The sequence below is a fragment of the Allobosea sp. RAF48 genome (assembly GCF_052114025.1).
Taxonomy (GTDB): domain Bacteria; phylum Pseudomonadota; class Alphaproteobacteria; order Rhizobiales; family Beijerinckiaceae; genus Allobosea.
Genome location: NZ_JBFRDZ010000006.1, coordinates 347,529 through 363,626, shown reverse-complemented (window position 1 = coordinate 363,626; position 16,098 = coordinate 347,529). Strand labels below are relative to the sequence as shown.

At 66.4% G+C, this 16,098-nt stretch carries 13 protein-coding genes; 5 read left to right on the top strand and 8 right to left on the bottom strand.

Going from position 1 to position 16,098, the window contains the following annotated elements:
- Positions 1–38: 38 nt before the first annotated feature.
- Positions 39–1,406, bottom strand: coding sequence for a bifunctional UDP-N-acetylglucosamine diphosphorylase/glucosamine-1-phosphate N-acetyltransferase GlmU (glmU, locus tag AB4Z10_RS14355; protein ID WP_441471094.1), 1,368 nt, complete (start codon positions 1,404–1,406; stop codon positions 39–41).
- Between the two features lie 322 nt (positions 1,407–1,728).
- Here glmU and AB4Z10_RS14350 point away from each other — a divergent pair, with 322 nt between their 5' ends.
- Positions 1,729–3,276, top strand: a complete 1,548-nt coding sequence (locus AB4Z10_RS14350; RefSeq protein WP_441471053.1) for an OpgD/OpgG family glucan biosynthesis protein — start codon at positions 1,729–1,731, stop codon at positions 3,274–3,276.
- The gene (gene mdoH / locus AB4Z10_RS14345) at positions 3,252–5,447 is read left to right on the top strand and encodes a glucans biosynthesis glucosyltransferase MdoH (protein ID WP_441471052.1); all 2,196 of its coding nucleotides are present in this window, start codon (positions 3,252–3,254) and stop codon (positions 5,445–5,447) included. Before AB4Z10_RS14350 ends, mdoH begins: the two co-directional genes overlap by 25 nt.
- A 64-nt stretch (positions 5,448–5,511) precedes the next feature.
- Here the strand turns inward: mdoH and AB4Z10_RS14340 are convergent, their stop codons facing one another.
- From AB4Z10_RS14340 to AB4Z10_RS14325, 4 genes are all read right to left on the bottom strand, one after another.
- Positions 5,512–6,393 carry a VOC family protein gene (locus AB4Z10_RS14340; protein WP_441471051.1) on the bottom strand — a complete coding sequence of 294 codons (882 nt, stop codon included), beginning with the start codon at positions 6,391–6,393 and terminating at the stop codon, positions 5,512–5,514.
- Between the two features lie 165 nt (positions 6,394–6,558).
- Positions 6,559–7,728: a glutathionylspermidine synthase family protein gene (locus tag AB4Z10_RS14335; protein WP_441471050.1), complete on the bottom strand. Its 1,170-nt coding sequence runs from the start codon at positions 7,726–7,728 to the stop codon at positions 6,559–6,561.
- A gap of 1 nt (position 7,729) precedes the next feature.
- Positions 7,730–8,350 carry a DUF1190 domain-containing protein gene (locus tag AB4Z10_RS14330; protein WP_441471049.1) on the bottom strand — a complete coding sequence of 207 codons (621 nt, stop codon included), beginning with the start codon at positions 8,348–8,350 and terminating at the stop codon, positions 7,730–7,732.
- A 7-nt stretch (positions 8,351–8,357) separates the two neighbouring features.
- Entirely contained in the window at positions 8,358–8,747 is a 390-nt protein-coding gene (locus AB4Z10_RS14325) for a DUF350 domain-containing protein (protein WP_441471048.1), read from the bottom strand.
- A 113-nt stretch (positions 8,748–8,860) separates the two neighbouring features.
- Between AB4Z10_RS14325 and AB4Z10_RS14320 the strand changes: the two genes are divergently transcribed.
- Positions 8,861–9,253, top strand: coding sequence for a GFA family protein (locus AB4Z10_RS14320; protein ID WP_441471047.1), 393 nt, complete (start codon positions 8,861–8,863; stop codon positions 9,251–9,253).
- Between the two features lie 98 nt (positions 9,254–9,351).
- Here AB4Z10_RS14320 and AB4Z10_RS14315 read toward each other — a convergent pair whose 3' ends face one another.
- From AB4Z10_RS14315 to tpiA, 3 genes are all read right to left on the bottom strand, one after another.
- On the bottom strand, positions 9,352–10,980 hold the full coding sequence (locus AB4Z10_RS14315) for a CTP synthase (RefSeq protein WP_441471046.1): 1,629 nt from the start codon (positions 10,978–10,980) through the stop codon (positions 9,352–9,354).
- A 152-nt stretch (positions 10,981–11,132) separates the two neighbouring features.
- Complete coding sequence (gene secG, locus AB4Z10_RS14310) at positions 11,133–11,540, bottom strand: preprotein translocase subunit SecG (RefSeq protein ID WP_441471045.1); 408 nt, start codon at positions 11,538–11,540, stop codon at positions 11,133–11,135.
- Between the two features lie 152 nt (positions 11,541–11,692).
- On the bottom strand, positions 11,693–12,457 hold the full coding sequence (tpiA, locus tag AB4Z10_RS14305; protein WP_441471044.1) for a triose-phosphate isomerase: 765 nt from the start codon (positions 12,455–12,457) through the stop codon (positions 11,693–11,695).
- A gap of 193 nt (positions 12,458–12,650) precedes the next feature.
- On the opposite strand from tpiA, the gene AB4Z10_RS14300 reads away from it, so the two are divergent.
- Both AB4Z10_RS14300 and trpE read left to right on the top strand, forming a co-directional pair.
- Complete coding sequence (locus AB4Z10_RS14300; protein ID WP_441471043.1) at positions 12,651–14,564, top strand: peptidylprolyl isomerase; 1,914 nt, start codon at positions 12,651–12,653, stop codon at positions 14,562–14,564.
- Positions 14,565–14,566: 2 nt separating this feature from the next.
- Positions 14,567–16,081 carry an anthranilate synthase component I gene (gene trpE / locus AB4Z10_RS14295; RefSeq protein ID WP_441471093.1) on the top strand — a complete coding sequence of 505 codons (1,515 nt, stop codon included), beginning with the start codon at positions 14,567–14,569 and terminating at the stop codon, positions 16,079–16,081.
- Positions 16,082–16,098: the final 17 nt, after the last annotated feature.

Here is a 16,098-nt window from a genome sequence, read left to right as displayed (position 1 = left end):
TGTGAACGGCGGCCTGCAGGTTTTCCCGAGAAACCCGGCTATTCGGCCGCCTTCTTGGCGGCTTTCCGAGCCATTGCCTCTGCTCGGAACGTTTTCGCCCAGCCTTCCTTCCCGAACTGCCGGCCGCGGCCGATGGCGAGCGCATCGGGGGCAACATCGCTGGTGATGACCGAGCCGGAGCCGATATAGGCACCTTCGCCGATCGTGACGGGCGCAACAAGCGAGGAGTTCGAGCCGACGAAGGCGTTCGCGCCGATCGTCGTCTTCGACTTGGTGAAGCCGTCATAGTTGCAGGTGATGGTGCCGGCGCCGATGTTGGCTGCCGCGCCTATCGTCGCGTCCCCGATATAGGTCAGATGGTTGACCTTGGCCCCGGGGCCGATATCCGCCGCCTTCACCTCGACGAAGTTGCCGACCTTGGACTTGTCCGCGAGCTTCGCGCCCGGCCGCAGACGGGCGAAGGGGCCGACATTTGCCCCCTCGCCGATGGTGGCCCCCTCCAGATGCGAGAAGGCGTGGATCAAGGCACCGTCGGCGACGCGCACGCCCGGTCCGAAAATCACATTGGGCTCGATCACGACGTCGCGGCCGATCTCGGTATCGACGCTGAAGAAGACCGTCTCCGGGGCGATCAGAGTCGCGCCGCCGAGCATGACGGCGTTGCGCTTGTGCCGCTGGAATTCCGCTTCTACCGCGGCCAACTGCACCCGGTCGTTGACGCCCTGGACTTCGCTCTCCGGCGCCTTCAGCACGACGGCATCCAGCCCGCGCGACCGCGCGATAGCCACCGCGTCGGTCAGGTAGAATTCGCGCTGGCCGTTTTCGTCGTCGATCGCTTCGAGAATCGCCAGCGCATGCTCCCCGGCGAGCGCCATCAGGCCGGCATTGCAAAGCTTGATCTTGCGCTGCGCCGACGTCGCGTCCTTGTGCTCGATGATGGCCTCGAGCTTCCCGTCATGCTCGACAAGCCGGCCATAGCCGTTCGGGTCGCGCGCTTCGAAGCCGAGGACGGCGACCGCCGCCCCTCCTGCCAGTGCCCCGCGCAGGGCCATGAAGGTTTCCGGCCGGACGAGCGGCGTGTCGGCAAAGGCGACCAGGATCTCTCCGTGGCCGGCTTTCAGGGCTTCCCTTGCCGCCAGCACCGCATGGGCGGTTCCGCGCCGCTCGTGCTGCGTCGCGATCCGTGCCGACGGAAGGAGTTTCAAGGTCTCCGCGCCGACCTCGGGGCGCTCGGACGAGATCACGACCGCAACGGCGTCCGCGCCGGCCTGTGAGACCGACGACAGGACATGGCCCAGCATGGAAAGACCGGCAACGGGATGAAGCACCTTCGGGGTCCGCGACTGCATGCGGGTGCCCTCGCCGGCCGCCAGAACGATCGCAAGGCAGGAGCGAGCCGGCTGCATTTCGGTCATCTTTGTCGTTTCCCCTGCGGGCATGATTAGATTTCTGCCCGCTCCTCACGGTCGCTTTCGCGCATGCTGGCGTTGCAGGCGGCGTGGATAGCCGATCCTTTCGGCTTTTGCCAAAGTCGAAATGGAAAAAAAGGGGCTCCCGAGAATGACCACCGTTCATCAATCATCATAGGTCGTTCCGGGATGCCCCTCCAGCGGGTTCGATCACCACTAATTTCCTGATCGGAACCGCTTTTCAGCCGAACTGGAAATGCTCTAGAAGCGCGGAGGGCGAGGGCGTCGTCCGCGCAGTTTGGAAAAGATGTCGAATCCCTTGAATCGCAGACAGTTTCTGGAGGGTGCGGCCGGCGGCGCGGCCCTGCTGTCTCTGGCCGCTCCGGCTGCGGCCCAGACGCCGACAGGCGCGGCCGCCTTCAACATTCCCGCTCTCGCCGATGGGCAGCGTTTCGACCCGGCCCTGGTGGTCGACGCTGCTCGCACATTGGCGCAGCGTCCGCTGATCCCCCTTGGGGCGTCCGACCTGCCTGAGGGGTATGCGACGCTGCCGGCGGATCAGTTCGCCGGGATTCGCACGCGTCCCGAGGCGACGATCTGGGCCGGAGAGAACCGTGGCTTCACGGTCGAGCCGCTGCATCGCGGTTTTGTGTTCTCCAATCCGGTCAGCCTGTTCACGGTCGAGGATGGGACGGTGCGCCGCGTTTCCTTCGATCGCGGCAAGTTCGACTATGGCCGCGTCACGCCCCCCCCGGCGAATGCCGACCTGCAGTTCTCCGGCATGCGGATCGCGGCCGGGCTCGAGCGGCCCTTCGAGGTCGCGATCTTCCAGGGTGCAACCTTCTTCCGTGCGCTGGCTCGCGGGCAGAATTTCGGTGCGATGTCGCGCGCGCTCATCCTGCGTCCGGGCGAGCAGCGCGGCGAGGAACTGCCCTTCTTCCGCGCCTTCTGGATCGAGCGCCCGAGCCCCGCCACCGGTTCGCTGGTGATCCACGGACTGCTCGATTCGGAGAGCGTGACCGGTGCGGCGCGGATGACGCTGCGCCCTGGCGACGTGACCTTCATCGACGTCGAGATGACTTTGTTCGCCCGTCAGGCGCTGGAGCATGTCGGCTTCGGCTGCATCAGCGCGACTTTCCTGTCCGGTCCGCAAAGCCGGCGTACCTTCGATGACCTCAGGCCGTCGATCGGTGAGGTTTCGGGCGTGCAGATGTGGTCGGGCGGCGGCGAATGGATCTACCGGCCGGTGAACAACCCCGCGACATTGCAGGTCTCCTCCTTCGTCGACGAGAACCCGAAGGGCTTCGGCCTGGTGCAGCGCGAGCGCGATCCAGCCGCGTTCCAGGACGACGACCAGCGCTTCGAGCTCAGGCCGAGCGTCTGGAACGAGCCTCTGGGCGACTGGGGCGCCGGCTCGGTCCAACTGATCGAGATCCCCAGCGACTCCGAGCCGAACAAGAACATCATCATGTACTGGCGGCCCCGGCAGCCGCTGGCAGCCGGCAGCGAGACCTCGATCAGCTATCGACAGGCCTGGTGCTGGCAGCCGCCCGAACGGCCGCCACTGGCGATTGCGACCCGCACCCGGCAGGGCAAGGGCTCGCAGGGCCGCCGCCGCCGCTTCATCGTCGAATTCACCGGCGACAAGCTTGGGGATGCGGCGCTGATCGCCTCGACGCGGGCGACGGTTACCGCGCAGCCCGGCGCGGTGCATGGCGTGCGGCTCTGGCCCTATCCGGAGCGCAAGATGATGCGTGTCGGGTTCGAGGTCGATCCGGGCACCGAAGCGCTCTCCGAGCTTAGGCTCGTCCTGCAATCCGGCGGCCAGCCCGTCTCGGAAACATGGTTGAATCGATGGACGTGGTGACCGCGCCCCGCCAGGAGATCGCGGAGACCGAGGCGCGCAGCTTCAATCCCGCCCGCGAGCCTGCGACTCCGCCCGAGGACAGGCTGATCATGCCGGTGCAGTCCTTCCGGAGCTGGAACGCCTCCGAGCGGCGCAAGCCCGCGGTACCGGCCAACTGGAAGACGCCCTGGCTCAAGCGCCTCTTCGTCTTCGGCGGCGGTTTCGCCCTCACGGCCTATGGCGCCTGGGAAATGTACAATGTCGTGTCGGTCAGCCGCACGACCTCGTTGCAGTACGCCTTGCTGGTGCTGTTCACGATCAACTTCTCGTGGATTGCCCTCGCCTTCACCAGCGCCCTGCTCGGCTTCTTCGGCGTGCTCTTTGGCGCCGGTCGCGCGGATCGGGCGGAAAGCCTGAAGCATCGCACCGTCGTGGTGATGCCGATCTACAACGAATCTTCGGCACGCATCTTCGCGGCGGTCGCCGCGATCCGCGAGTCGGTCGATGCGACCGGGCTCGGCGACCATTTCGACTACTTCATCGTCTCGGACACGACCAATCCGGATGTCTGGGTGGCGGAGGAGCGGGCGTTCCTGGCGCTGCGCGAGCGGCTCGGCCCCAATTCGCGCGTCTATTATCGCCACCGCCCGAAGAACCATCACCGCAAGGCCGGTAACATCGCTGATTTCGTCACGCGCTGGGGCGGCCTCTACGAGCACATGGTCGTGCTCGACGCCGACAGCCTGATGACCGGCACCTGCATCGTGCGCCTTGCCGCCGCGATGGAGGCCGATCCCGACGCCGGCATCATCCAGTCGCTGCCGCTGATCATCAACCGCAACACCTTCTTCGCGCGGCTGCAGCAGTTCGCGGCCCGGGTCTACGGCCCCGTCATCGCAACCGGCCTCGCCATGTGGTCCGGCCGTGACGGCAACTACTGGGGCCACAACGCCATCATCCGGACGAAGGCCTTCGCCGATCATTGCGGCCTGCCCGATCTCAAGGGCAAGCCGCCCTTCGGCGGCCATGTGCTGAGCCATGACTTCGTCGAGGCGGCTCTGATCCGCCGCGCCGGCTGGTCGGTCTACATGCTGCCGGACCTGACGGGCTCCTACGAAGAGAGCCCGCCCTCGCTGATCGACATCTCGGTGCGCGATCGGCGCTGGTGCCAGGGCAATCTCCAGCATTCGCGCATCATGGGCGCGAAGGGCTTCGTGACGCCGACGCGCCAGCATTTCGCCACCGGCATCATGGGCTATCTCGCCTCGCCGCTTTGGCTGATGCAACTGGTGGTCGGTATCCTGATCGTGCTGCAGGTCAACTACGCCAGGCCCGAGTACTTCACGCAGGAATTCACGCTCTTCCCGGTATGGCCGCGGTTCGACCCCGAACGCGCCTTGCGCCTGTTCGCGCTGACCATGGCGATCCTGCTGGCGCCGAAGCTGTTCGGCCTCCTGCTGACGCTGTTCAACAACAAGCTGCGGCGCGCCGGCGGCGGCGCGATCCGCCTGGTCGTCTCCGCCCTGATCGAAGTGCTGTTCTCGGCCTTCTTCGCGCCGATCATGATGCTGATCCAGTCGGGCTCGGTCTTCCAGATTCTGCTCGGACGCGACACCGGCTGGAATCCGCAGCGCCGCGACGACGGCTCGATCCCGCTCAAGGACATCATCCGCCGCCACCGCACCCATACGGTGCTGGGTATCGTGACCGGCCTGTCGGCCTTCATGATCGCGACCTCGCTCTTCGCCTGGATGTCGCCGACGATCGTCGGCCTCGTGCTGGCGATTCCGCTGTCCTGGGCGTCCGGCCAGCTCGCGATCGGCCTCTGGCTCAAGCGGCACAAGCTTTTGATGACGCCGGAGGAAGGCGCTCCGCCGACGATCGCGCTGCGCGCCAACGAATTGCAGGCCGAGTTCGAGAGGGCAGGCTTCGACGATGCCGATGGCATCAGGGCGCTTCATGCCGATGCCGAGCTGCGCCACGCCCATGAGCTGATGCTGCCCTACGGCCAGTCGCGCCGGCGCGGCGAGATCGAGCCGGACCGGGCCGTGGCCCAGGCCAAGCTCGTCGATGCAGAGAGCGTCGAGGATGCGGCGATCTGGCTGAAGCCGAAGGAGCGCATGGTCGTGCTGCACGACCGCGCGCTGATCGGGCTGTTGGCGTCGCTGCCGCCCGTCGAAGCCAAGAGCTGAGGTCACGTCATTCCGGGACAAGCCCGGAATGACGGAGCGATTGCTGCTGCTTGGCGGCAGATGCTCAGATCTGCTCGAAGGCGATCATGCAGCCCATGGCATCCTCGGCCTGAACGAAGAGCCGTTCCTCGTTCTGCACGAAGGGGATCTCCGCCGCCGTCAGGCGCTCGGCCACGGCATCGAGGCTCGGTACTGCGACGCAGAAGCCGAGGAAGCGGGCCGGCGTCGTGTCCGGCTCGACCTGATAGGCGCCCAGTGCAGCCTCGGGATCGAGCACGTCGATGCGCCCTCGCGGCAAGGCGAGAACATAGTCCTCGTTGCCTTCCAGCACCTCGGCACCGCCGCTGAACGTGGTCAGGAAGCCGCGGTGGACGGACGGCTCCACGGCGAGCATCACGGCCGAGGTCAGCGCTGTCGCGCCGTTCGGATGCTGCTGGAATTCGGGATTCCAGAAGTTCTGCGGCTCGAGTTGCTGGCAGACGAAGAAGCCGCATTCAGGCGCGCGGGTATCGGCCGCAAAGGCCAGTTCGAAGGCGACCCGCACCGTGGAGCCGTCCGGCCGCTTGCCCTGACGCTCGAAGAAGAAAGGCTCGAAATCTCCGATTCCGGCAGCCTGGAACGCGGCCGCGTCGGCCTTGGCATTGGTGCTTTCCAGCACCAGCATCGAGAGCCCATCCCCCTGCCCGGCCAGCGCATCGCGAACGAAGGCGCCGAAGGAGAAGCGGCGTTCGCCATGCGGCGGGATCGCGTTCTGGTCGGCGATGGTGACGAGTTCGAGGAACGAGCCCGGGAACTGCACGATTCGGTTCTCGGTGCCCCAGGGGTGGCGGTTGCGGGTACCGACGCGGAAGCCGAGCTTCTCATAGAAGCGCCATGCGGCATCGAGATCGCGCACGCCGATGACGAGATGGTCGAGGCCGCGGGGCGTTGAGGCTGTGGCAGGCATGGCAGGCTCTTTCGACAGGCGTCAGGAACCCAAGGCTAGAGCATTTTCGGCCCGTTTTGAAACGTCATTGCGAGGAGCGCAGCGAAGCAATCCATGGGAACCGGGTCGAAGCCTATCACCCTGTCCTCCCGGATTGCTTCGCTGCGCTCGCGATGATGGCGAGGGCTACGGCTCGATGTAGTGCGGCAGGAAGCGCGATGTGTTCTTGGTGATCGGCGAGGCGTCTTCGCGCAGGCACAGCCCGCAGGCCTGCGAGGCGACGAGCCAGGAGCCCAGCACGGCATAGTTGCCGTCGGCCGAGAACAGATTGGTCGCCGCATCCTGCAGAATATGCCCCTCCGCACCATAGGGACCGTCGTCGCTGTCGAGCACCTGGTCGCGCTCCATCAGCGTGACGTTGGCGCCCTCGCGCGAATAGAGCGGCTTGCGCACGCGGCGGGCCGACAGGGTCGCGCAGCGTGGATCGCCCTCGAAGAAGGCCGGCAGCAGGTTGGGATGACCGGGCTCCATCTCCCAGAGGCAGGCGAGCAGCCCCTTGTTGGAGAGAAGCGCCTTCCAGGGCGGCTCGATGAACTGGCACCGCGAGCCGGCGAGCGCCTCGCCGTAGCTCTCCCGGAACAGCCATTCCCAGGGGTACAGCTTGAAGAGCGTCTCGATCGGCTGGTTGGCGCCGTCGCAGAAGCGTCCATCTGTGAGCAGGCCGATCTCCTCGATATAGGTGAAGCGCACATCAAGGCCGGCCTGAACGGCGCAATCGGTGAGATAATCGACCGTACCCTTGTCCTCGACGCTGCCATGAACACAGGTCAGATGCAGACGATAGGGCCAAGGTTCGCGCAGCGCCGCGAAGGCGGCGATCAGGCGTTCATGCAGCGAATTGAACTGATCGGCGCCAGCCGGGATCGCGCCGCGGGCCATCGCATGCTCTAGCCAGTCCCACTGCACGACACTCGATTCGAACAGGGCCGTCGGCGTATCGGCGTTGTATTCGAGCAGCTTGGCGGGGCCCCGCCCGTCATAGGCGAGATCGAGCCGGCCATAGAGGTTGCGCTGGCCGTGCTGCCAGCTCTTGCGGATATAGTCCCAGTGCTCGGCCGGAATGGCGAGGCGGGTCAGAATTTCTTCGCTCCCCAGCGCCTTCTCGATGAAGGCGAAGCAGAGCTGCTCGATCGCCTCGGTCGGGGCCTCGATGTCGCGCTCGATCTCCTCGATGGTGAAGGCGTAGGTCGCGGTTTCGTCCCAATAGGTCTCGCCGTCGATGGTGTGGAAGGCGAAGCCCAGCCGCTCGACCTGTTCGGTCCAGCCCGGGCGCGGTGCGAGGGGGACGCGGCGCATCTCAGGACGAGGAATGCGAGGAATAGGAGCGCGCGGTCGAGCCGAAGCCGCCCCGCGACGAGACGCTCGTCGTCGCGACGCTGCCGCCCCGCGCGCCTGCGGCAAAGGCTGCGGTGACGCCGCGCCCGTTCGTCGTCGAATAGGCCCGCGACCGACTGCTGCTGGACGAGCCGCCGGTCCCGCCTGACGAGCCTGATGATGAGCCCCCATTGCGCGCCTGCTGGCATTCCGGCTGGGGCGAGCCGGGTGGGCAGGCTGCCGTGGTGGGTGGCAGCAGCGGCTGTGCCTGCGTACCGGCGAAGCCACGCGCGAGCATGAAGCCGGCCAGCGCGGGGATGAAATACTGCGCTCCGCCTGCGCTGGCCGAGCTGCAGCCATTGGCGCCGTATTGCGCCTCGCATTCGTTCTGGTTGCGGAACTTCGGCGCGTCGTTCAGGCGTGCGGCAGTCGCTTCCGAGAATGCGGTCTCGCATTGTCCGGCGCTGAGCTGTCCGGCGGCCCGGCAGTCGCTCAAGCTGTTGTAGACGAGGTCTTCCTCGCTCTCGTCCCCCGTCATCGACCAGACTGTGGCGACGAGGAGGACGCCGGCGGCAGCGAGTCCGATTTGGGACGAGCGCTTCATGGCTGCCTCATTCCGTCATGCTGGCCGCGGCCAGCGTTCCCGACACGACGGCGATCACTGCAAGCATCACGGCCGAAGGCAGGCTGTCCTGCTCGATCTTCCGAGACAATTCCGGGATCAAGAGGCGCCCGACACCATAGGCTGCGAACTGGATGAGCATCGCCGCGACCGCCCAAAGGATGCAGTCTGGAATGCTGCTTGCCTGAGCGATCGCCTGCTCCAGCGGTAGCGAAAAACCGACGACATTGCCGCCGAGCGCGACCGCCGCCGAGAGGTTGCCATCCCGGATCAAGACTATCTCATCATGCGGGGTCATGTGCAGATAGAGCGCGGCGAAGGCGGCAATCAGCGCCGCGCCGACGACGAAATAAAGAAGAAAGGCGGGCAGCCCTGCCATCGAGACCGTCATGCTGACCGCGCCCCCGGGTGCTGATGCATTATTATACATGTATGGTTGCGGCGCGCCACAAATATATCCAAAAAAGTGTGTCGACGTCATTCGAGGCGAGGATGAAGCGTATGACGATCAGGAAAGCCCGCTGCAGTTGCGGCCAGCTGCGCGTCGCGTGCCGGGGAGAACCGGCCATCGTCGTGCTCTGCCACTGCCGGGCGTGCCAGATGCGAACAGGCAGTCCTTATGGCGTCGCGGCCTTTTTTGCACGGGGTGCCGTCGTCATTTCGGGAACATATAGCGATTACGACCGGCCCGCCGACAGCGGCTTTCGCGTCCTGCATCATTTCTGCCCGGTCTGCGGCAGCACGGTCTTCTGGGAACCGTCTCGCAGGCCGGAGATGATCGCGGTCGCGGTCGGAGCCTTTGCCGATCCCGAATTCCCGGCCCCGCAAAAGGCCGTCTTCGAGCAGCACCGTCACCCTTGGGTGGCGGTACAGCTCGATCGCTAGCGCCTGCGATTTCCATCAGGAAAATGCGGCCATCCCGGCTCTGCGCGTCGCTCCAGCCGGGATGACCGGGTTTCCATCAAGGTGCGGCGTGATCCAGATCAGACCAGCCGGCTCTGGGCCTTCGCCGCCTCTATGAAGCTCGCGAAAAGCGGGTGCGGCTCGAAGGGGCGGGACTTCAGCTCGGGATGGTACTGCACGCCGATGAACCAGGGATGGTCGGGATACTCGACCGTCTCGGGCAGCAGACCGTCCGGCGACAGCCCGGCGAAGCGCATGCCCTTCGCCTCCAGCCGCTCGCGATAGCCCATATTGACCTCGTAGCGGTGGCGATGCCGCTCGGAGATCTCGGTCGAGCCGTAGATATCCGCGATCTTGGAGCCAGCCGCCAGCTTCGAATCGTAGGCGCCGAGCCGCATCGTGCCGCCGAGATCGCCGCCGGATGCGCGCTGCTCCAGGTCGTTGCCGCGCATCCACTCGGTCATCAGGCCGACGACCGGCTCCGTGGTCGGTCCGAACTCGGTCGAGTTGGCGCCTTCGATGCCGGCGAGCGAGCGCGCCGCCTCGATCACCGCCATCTGCATGCCGAAGCAGATGCCGAAATACGGCACCTTGCGCTGCCGGGCGAAGGTCGCCGCCTTGATCTTGCCCTCGGCGCCGCGATGGCCGAAGCCGCCCGGCACGAGGATGCCATGGACATGCTCGAGGAAGGGCGCGGGGGCCTCCTTCTCGAAGACCTCGGATTCGATCCAGTCGAGGTTCACCTTGACGTTGTTGGCGATGCCGCCATGCGTCAGCGCCTCGATGAGGGACTTATAGGCGTCCTTCATGCCGGTGTACTTGCCGACGACGGCGATGGTGACCTCGCCCTCGGGGTTCTTCACGCGCTCGGAGATGCGCTTCCAATTCGAGACGTCCGGCTCGGTCGAGGCGTCGAGGCCGAAGGCGGCGAGTACCTCATTGTCGAGCCCCTCCGCGTGATAGGAGAGCGGCACGTCGTAGATCGAGGCGACGTCGCGAGCCTCGATCACGGCCGTCTCGCGGACGTTGCAGAACAGGGCGAGCTTGCGGCGCTCCTCGCGCGGAATCTCGCGGTCCGTGCGGCAGAGCAGGATGTCGGGCTGGATGCCGATTGAACGCAGCTCGGCGACCGAATGCTGGGTCGGCTTGGTCTTCAGCTCGCCGGCCGTCGGGATGTAGGGCAGCAGCGTCAGATGCGTGAAGATGCACTGGCCGCGCGGCAGCTGCTGGCTGATCTGACGGATCGATTCGAGGAAGGGCAGGCTCTCGATGTCGCCGACCGTGCCGCCGATCTCGACCAGCGTGAAGTCGTAGCCCTCGTTGCCGGTGAGCACGAATTCCTTGATGGCGTTGGTGACATGCGGGACGACCTGGATCGTCGCACCGAGATAGTCGCCGCGCCGCTCCTTGGTCAGGATGTCCATGTAGATGCGGCCGGTGGTGATGTTGTCGCCCCGGTTACAGGGCCGGCCGGTGAAACGCTCGTAGTGACCGAGATCGAGATCAGTCTCGGCGCCGTCGTCGGTGACGAAGACTTCGCCGTGCTGATACGGGCTCATCGTGCCCGGATCGACATTGAGGTAGGGGTCGAGCTTGCGCAGGCGGACCTTATAGCCACGAGCCTGCAGAAGGGCTGCGAGAGCCGCCGCCGCCAGGCCTTTGCCAAGCGAGGACACCACGCCGCCGGTGATGAAAACATACCGCGTCATGGGAGTTCACCTCTATCGCCACGGGTTCGATTCGCTAAGCGCCTTCAGTGCAGTCCCGACCTGCCCTGAGCGCTTGTCCACAAAAGAGAAGGCCGGTCGCCCGGCCCCTCTCAACTCAAAAGAGAAGGGCCGGTTTCCCGGCCCTGCCCTGCTTACTGTTGTGGCGCCGCTGGCGGCGTCGGCGGCTGTGCGCCGCCCTGGCTTTGGTTCTGCATCTGGCGGAGCTGGTCGAGCACGCCGGCATTCGGGGCGCTCGGAGCCGCAGGCGCGCCAGGGGTCGCAGGCGCGGTCGTCGCCGGAGCGCCGTCGATGATCGAGCGCTGGACGCGGCCGCGATTGGCCATCACGGCCAGCACGATCGAGGTCAGGAAGAAGAGAGCTGCGAGGATCGCCGTTGCGCGGGTCAGCGCATTGGCCTGGCCGCGGCCGGTCATGAAGCCGCCGACGCCGCCACCGCCGCTGCCCATGCCGAGGCCGCCACCCTCCGAGCGCTGCAGCAGCACGACGCCGACGAGCGCGACGACGATGATCAGGTGGATGACGATGAGAACGTTCTGCATGGTCTCACGAAATGGATATGGCGCGGGCTGCCGGCAAGGGCCACCCGCTCCTCCTCGAAAGGTCGAGGCGAATTCGGCGGCGCACATAACATGCGTGCGCCGACAGCGCCACCCCTCTGTGACCGCCGATCAGCCCTGCGCCCTGCTCCGGCTCAGCCGTTGCAGGCGCGGGCGATCGCCAGGAATTCTTCGGCCTTCAGACTCGCCCCGCCGACGAGCGCGCCATCGACATGGGCGACGTTCATCAGCTCCGCCGCGTTGGAAGGCTTGACCGAGCCGCCATAGAGCAGCCGTACGCCGGCCGCCGCGGCCTTGCCGATGAGGCGGCCAAGCTCGGTGCGGATGGCAGCATGCATCTCGGCGACGTCGGCCGCAGTCGGCGTCAGGCCGGTGCCGATGGCCCAGACCGGCTCATAGGCGACCACGAGCGTGGCCGCCGTCGATCCCTCCGGAATCGAGCCGCGCAGCTGCTTCTTGACGATGGCGAGCGCCTTGCCGGCCTCGCGTTCGTCCTTGGTCTCGCCGACGCAGACGATCGGCACCAGCAGCGCCTTCTGCGCCGCCTCGGCCTTGGCCTTGACCGTCGCATTGCTCTCGCCATGGAGCGTGCGGCGCTCGGAATGGCCGACGATGCAGAAGCTCGCGCCGGCATCGGCCAGCATTGCGGCCGAAAGCTCACCCGTGAAGGCGCCGGAGCCTTGCGTGCTGCAATCCTGCCCGCCGGTGGCGATGCGCGCGCCGATCAGGGTTGCCGAAGTCGTGAACAGCAGGGTGGCGGGCGGGCAGATGGCGATATCGACGGCCTGCTTCAGCGCTGTGTCGTAGCCCTTCGCCACCTCGGCTGCGATGGCGATATCGGCCTTCACGCCGTTCATCTTCCAGTTGCCGGCTACCAGCGGCCTGATGCTGCGCGTCACGTCTTTCCTCCGAAAATTCAGTCCCTGCGCTCTAGCAACGCCCGCCCGCCGCCGCAATCGCATGCGACCTCGCGACAGGAAACAGCCGGGACGATTGCGGCTTTCGCCGCCGGTTCCTATAAGCAGCGCCGAAACAGACACGCGCACGGCCACGATCCCGCGCGGCGAACAGGAACAGGGAAAGACAGCTTCCATGATGATGCAGGGCATCCGCAAGGCGAGTCAGGGTTTTCTCGGCAAGCTCGTCGTCAGCGTCATGTTCGGCGTCCTGATCCTCGCCTTCGCGATCTGGGGCGTCGGCGACATCTTCCGCGGCTATGGCCGGAACGAGGTGGCGAAGGTCGGCAAGACCGAGATCGGCCTCGAGCAGATGCGCCAGGCCTATCAGAACGATCTGCAGAACCTGATCCGCCAGCAGCGCCGGCAGATCTCGCCCGAGATGGCGCGCGCGCTCGGCCTCGACCGGCAGGTGCTCTCCCGTCTGCTGACCGAGGCGACGCTGGATCAGACGGCGCAGAGCATGCGGCTCGCCGTCTCCGATGACACGATCCGCAACCTGATCTTCGACGATCCGGTCTTCCGCGACGCTGCCGGCCAGTTCTCTTCGGCGCGCTTCAACGAGCTGCTGCGCTCGAACGGCTATACCGAACAGACCTATGTTGCGCTTCAGCGCTCGACCATCCTGCGCCAGCAGCTCTCCGAGATGCTGGCCGGTGGCCTCACCGCCCCGCTTGCCCTGCAGGAGCTTGGCAGCCGCCTGCGCAACGAGAAGCGCGCCGTCACCTTCGCTCGGATGCCGGCGAGCGCTGCCGGCGAGATCGCGGCGCCGACAGAGGACCAGCTCAAGACCTTCTTCAACGACCGCAAGATCGCCTTCCGCGCGCCGGAATACCGCACGGCCGACATCCTCGCGATTTCGGCCGATACGATCGCCGATCCGGCCAAGGTCACGGATGAGGAGGCCAAGGCGCGCTACGAGGCGGTCAAGGCCCAGCGCTTCACCACGGCCGAGACCCGCACCATCCAGCAGATCGCCTTCCCGAATGTCGAGGAAGCCCAGGCTGCCAAGGCCAAGATCGACGGCGGCGAGACCTTCGACGAGATCGCGACCGAGCGGAACGTCGCCTTCAACGACCTGACGCTCGGCACCTTCACGCGCGATCAGGTCTTCGACGCCGCCGTGCGCGAGGCCGCCTTCGCCCTCGAGCAGGAAGGCGTCAGCGCGCCGGTCAACAGCGCCTTCGGCACTGTGCTGCTGCGTGTGACGAAGGTCGACACTGCGCATGTGCGCCCCTTCGAGGAGGTCGCTGCCGAGCTGAAGCAGGAGATCGCGACCAGCCGCGCGGCCGGGCACATCACCGAGCTGCACGACAAGATCGAGGACCAGCGCGCCGCCGCCAAGCCGCTCGCCGAGATCGCCAAGGAGTTCAACCTGAAGCTGCGCAGCGCCGGCCCGCTGAACGCCACGCTCGGCCGGCCCGACGGCTCGAAGGAGGAGGCATTGCCGGGCGGCGACGCGACGCTGCAGGCGATCTTCCGCTCCGATATCGGCGTCGACAACGAGGCGATCCGCCTGCCGCGCGAAACGGGCTATGTCTGGTTCGACGTCACCAAGATCGACCCGGCGCGCGAGCGCGGCTTCGACGAGGTCAAGGGCGAGGTCGAGAAGCAATGGCGCGCCGACGAGACGGCGGCCAAGCTCGCGGCAAAGGCGCGTGAGCTGACCGAGCGGCTCGACAAGGGCGAGAGCTTCGACACGGTTGCCGCTTCGGCCGGGCTCACCATCGAGACCGCCGCCGATATCGGCCGTCAGGACCAGCGCCCGGAGCTGCCGGCCGCTGTCGTCAGCCAGATCTTCGGCACTGCCGCCGGCAAAAGCGGCTCGGCGGCCGGCGCGGATGGCGGGCGCATCCTGTTCAAGGTCGATTCGGCGACCGTTCCGCCCTACGTCCGCACCACGCAGGAAGCTACCAATTTCGAGCGGGCGCTCTCGTCCAGCGTCAGCGAGGACATCCTGCTGCAATACGTCGCCAAGCGTCAGGCTGAGCTGGGTGTCAGCATCAACGAGGCTGCCTTCCGCAATGCCACGGGCGGAGCGCAGAATTGACGATGCAGCCCCTTCTGGAGTTCGAGCGCTTCGCGCAGATCTACGAGACGGGCGCGCCGCAACTCCTGCGGCAGGTTCTGGTGGGCGACTGCGAAACACCGGTCGCCGCCTTTCTGAAGCTGCGCCATTCCACATCCGGCCCGGCCTTCCTGCTCGAATCGGTGGAAGGCGGCGCCGTGCGCGGCCGCTATTCGATGATCGGGTTGGAGCCGGACCTGATCTGGCGCTGCCATAAGGGCGAAGCCTCGCTCTGCCGGACCGCGCTGGGCGACAGCTTCCTCACCGATCCGCGCCCGGCCTTCGAGAGCCTGCGTGCTCTCCTCGATGAGAGCGCCATTCCGGACGCTGAAGACCTGCCGCCGATGGCGGCCGGAGTCTTCGGCTATCTCGGTTACGACATGGTCCGGCTGATGGAGCGCCTGCCCGAAGCCAAGGATACGGGCACGGGCGTTCCCGACGCCATCCTTACCCGGCCGACGCTGATGGTGGTGTTCGATTCGGTGCGCGACGAGATCCATGTCGTGACGCCGGTCCGGCACATGCCGGGCGTCGGCGCGCGCCACGCCTATGAGCGGGCGCAGGAGCGGCTGGAGGCGGTTGTCCTGGCCCTCGAAGGCGCCCTGCCCGTCGAGGCCGACATCGACATCGCCAACCTGCCGGAGCCGGCGACGACCTCGAACACGAGTGAGGCCGAGTATTTTGAGATGGTCGCCAAGGCGAAGGAGTATATCCGCGCCGGCGACATCTTCCAGGTCGTGCTGTCGCAGCGCTTCGAGGCGCCGTTCGCGCTGCCGCCCTTCGCGCTCTATCGCGCGTTGCGGCGGATCAACCCGGCCCCCTTCCTGTGCTATCTCGACTTCAGCGATTTTCAGATCGTTTGCTCGAGCCCGGAGATCCTGGTCAGGCTGCGCGACGACACCGTCACCATCCGCCCGATCGCCGGCACGCGCCGCCGCGGCGCCACGGAGGCCGAGGACGAGGCACTGGCAGAGGAATTGCTGGCCGATCCGAAGGAGCGTGCCGAACATCTCATGCTGCTCGATCTCGGTCGCAACGATGTCGGCCGCGTGGCGCAGATCGGCACGGTCAAGGTGACCGATTCCTTCTTCATCGAGCGCTACAGCCAGGTGATGCACATCGTCTCGAATGTCGAGGGTACGATCGACCCCAGTCACGATGCGCTCTCGGCGCTGATCGCCGGCTTCCCGGCCGGGACCGTCTCCGGCGCGCCGAAGGTGCGGGCGATGGAGATCATCGACGAGCTGGAGCACGACGCGCGCGGGGCCTATGGCGGCTGCATCGGCTATTTCGGCGCCAATGGCGAGATGGACACCTGCATCGTGCTGCGCACGGCCGTCGTCAAGGATGGGCGCATGCATGTCCAGGCCGGCGCCGGCATCGTCTACGATTCGAACCCTGCCTCCGAGCAGGAGGAGTGCATCAACAAGGCGAAGGCCTTGTTCCGCGCTGCCGAGGAAGCGATCCGCTTCGCCGCCCGGACCGGACGCGGGCAGTAGCGGGTCTCGGCAGCCGC

Bases quoted from the DNA above. Each gene is read 5' to 3' on its own strand.
- glmU (WP_441471094.1), bottom strand. From the start codon at position 1,406: ATGCAGCCGGCTCGCTCCTGCCTTGCGATCGTTCTGGCGGCCGGCGAG.
- mdoH (WP_441471052.1), top strand. From the start codon at position 3,252: ATGGTTGAATCGATGGACGTGGTGACCGCGCCCCGCCAGGAGATCGCG.
- AB4Z10_RS14340 (WP_441471051.1), bottom strand. From the start codon at position 6,393: ATGCCTGCCACAGCCTCAACGCCCCGCGGCCTCGACCATCTCGTCATC.
- AB4Z10_RS14335 (WP_441471050.1), bottom strand. From the start codon at position 7,728: ATGCGCCGCGTCCCCCTCGCACCGCGCCCGGGCTGGACCGAACAGGTC.
- AB4Z10_RS14330 (WP_441471049.1), bottom strand. From the start codon at position 8,350: ATGAAGCGCTCGTCCCAAATCGGACTCGCTGCCGCCGGCGTCCTCCTC.
- AB4Z10_RS14325 (WP_441471048.1), bottom strand. From the start codon at position 8,747: ATGGCAGGGCTGCCCGCCTTTCTTCTTTATTTCGTCGTCGGCGCGGCG.
- AB4Z10_RS14320 (WP_441471047.1), top strand. From the start codon at position 8,861: ATGAAGCGTATGACGATCAGGAAAGCCCGCTGCAGTTGCGGCCAGCTG.
- AB4Z10_RS14315 (WP_441471046.1), bottom strand. From the start codon at position 10,980: ATGACGCGGTATGTTTTCATCACCGGCGGCGTGGTGTCCTCGCTTGGC.
- secG (WP_441471045.1), bottom strand. From the start codon at position 11,540: ATGCAGAACGTTCTCATCGTCATCCACCTGATCATCGTCGTCGCGCTC.
- AB4Z10_RS14300 (WP_441471043.1), top strand. From the start codon at position 12,651: ATGATGATGCAGGGCATCCGCAAGGCGAGTCAGGGTTTTCTCGGCAAG.
- trpE (WP_441471093.1), top strand. From the start codon at position 14,567: ATGCAGCCCCTTCTGGAGTTCGAGCGCTTCGCGCAGATCTACGAGACG.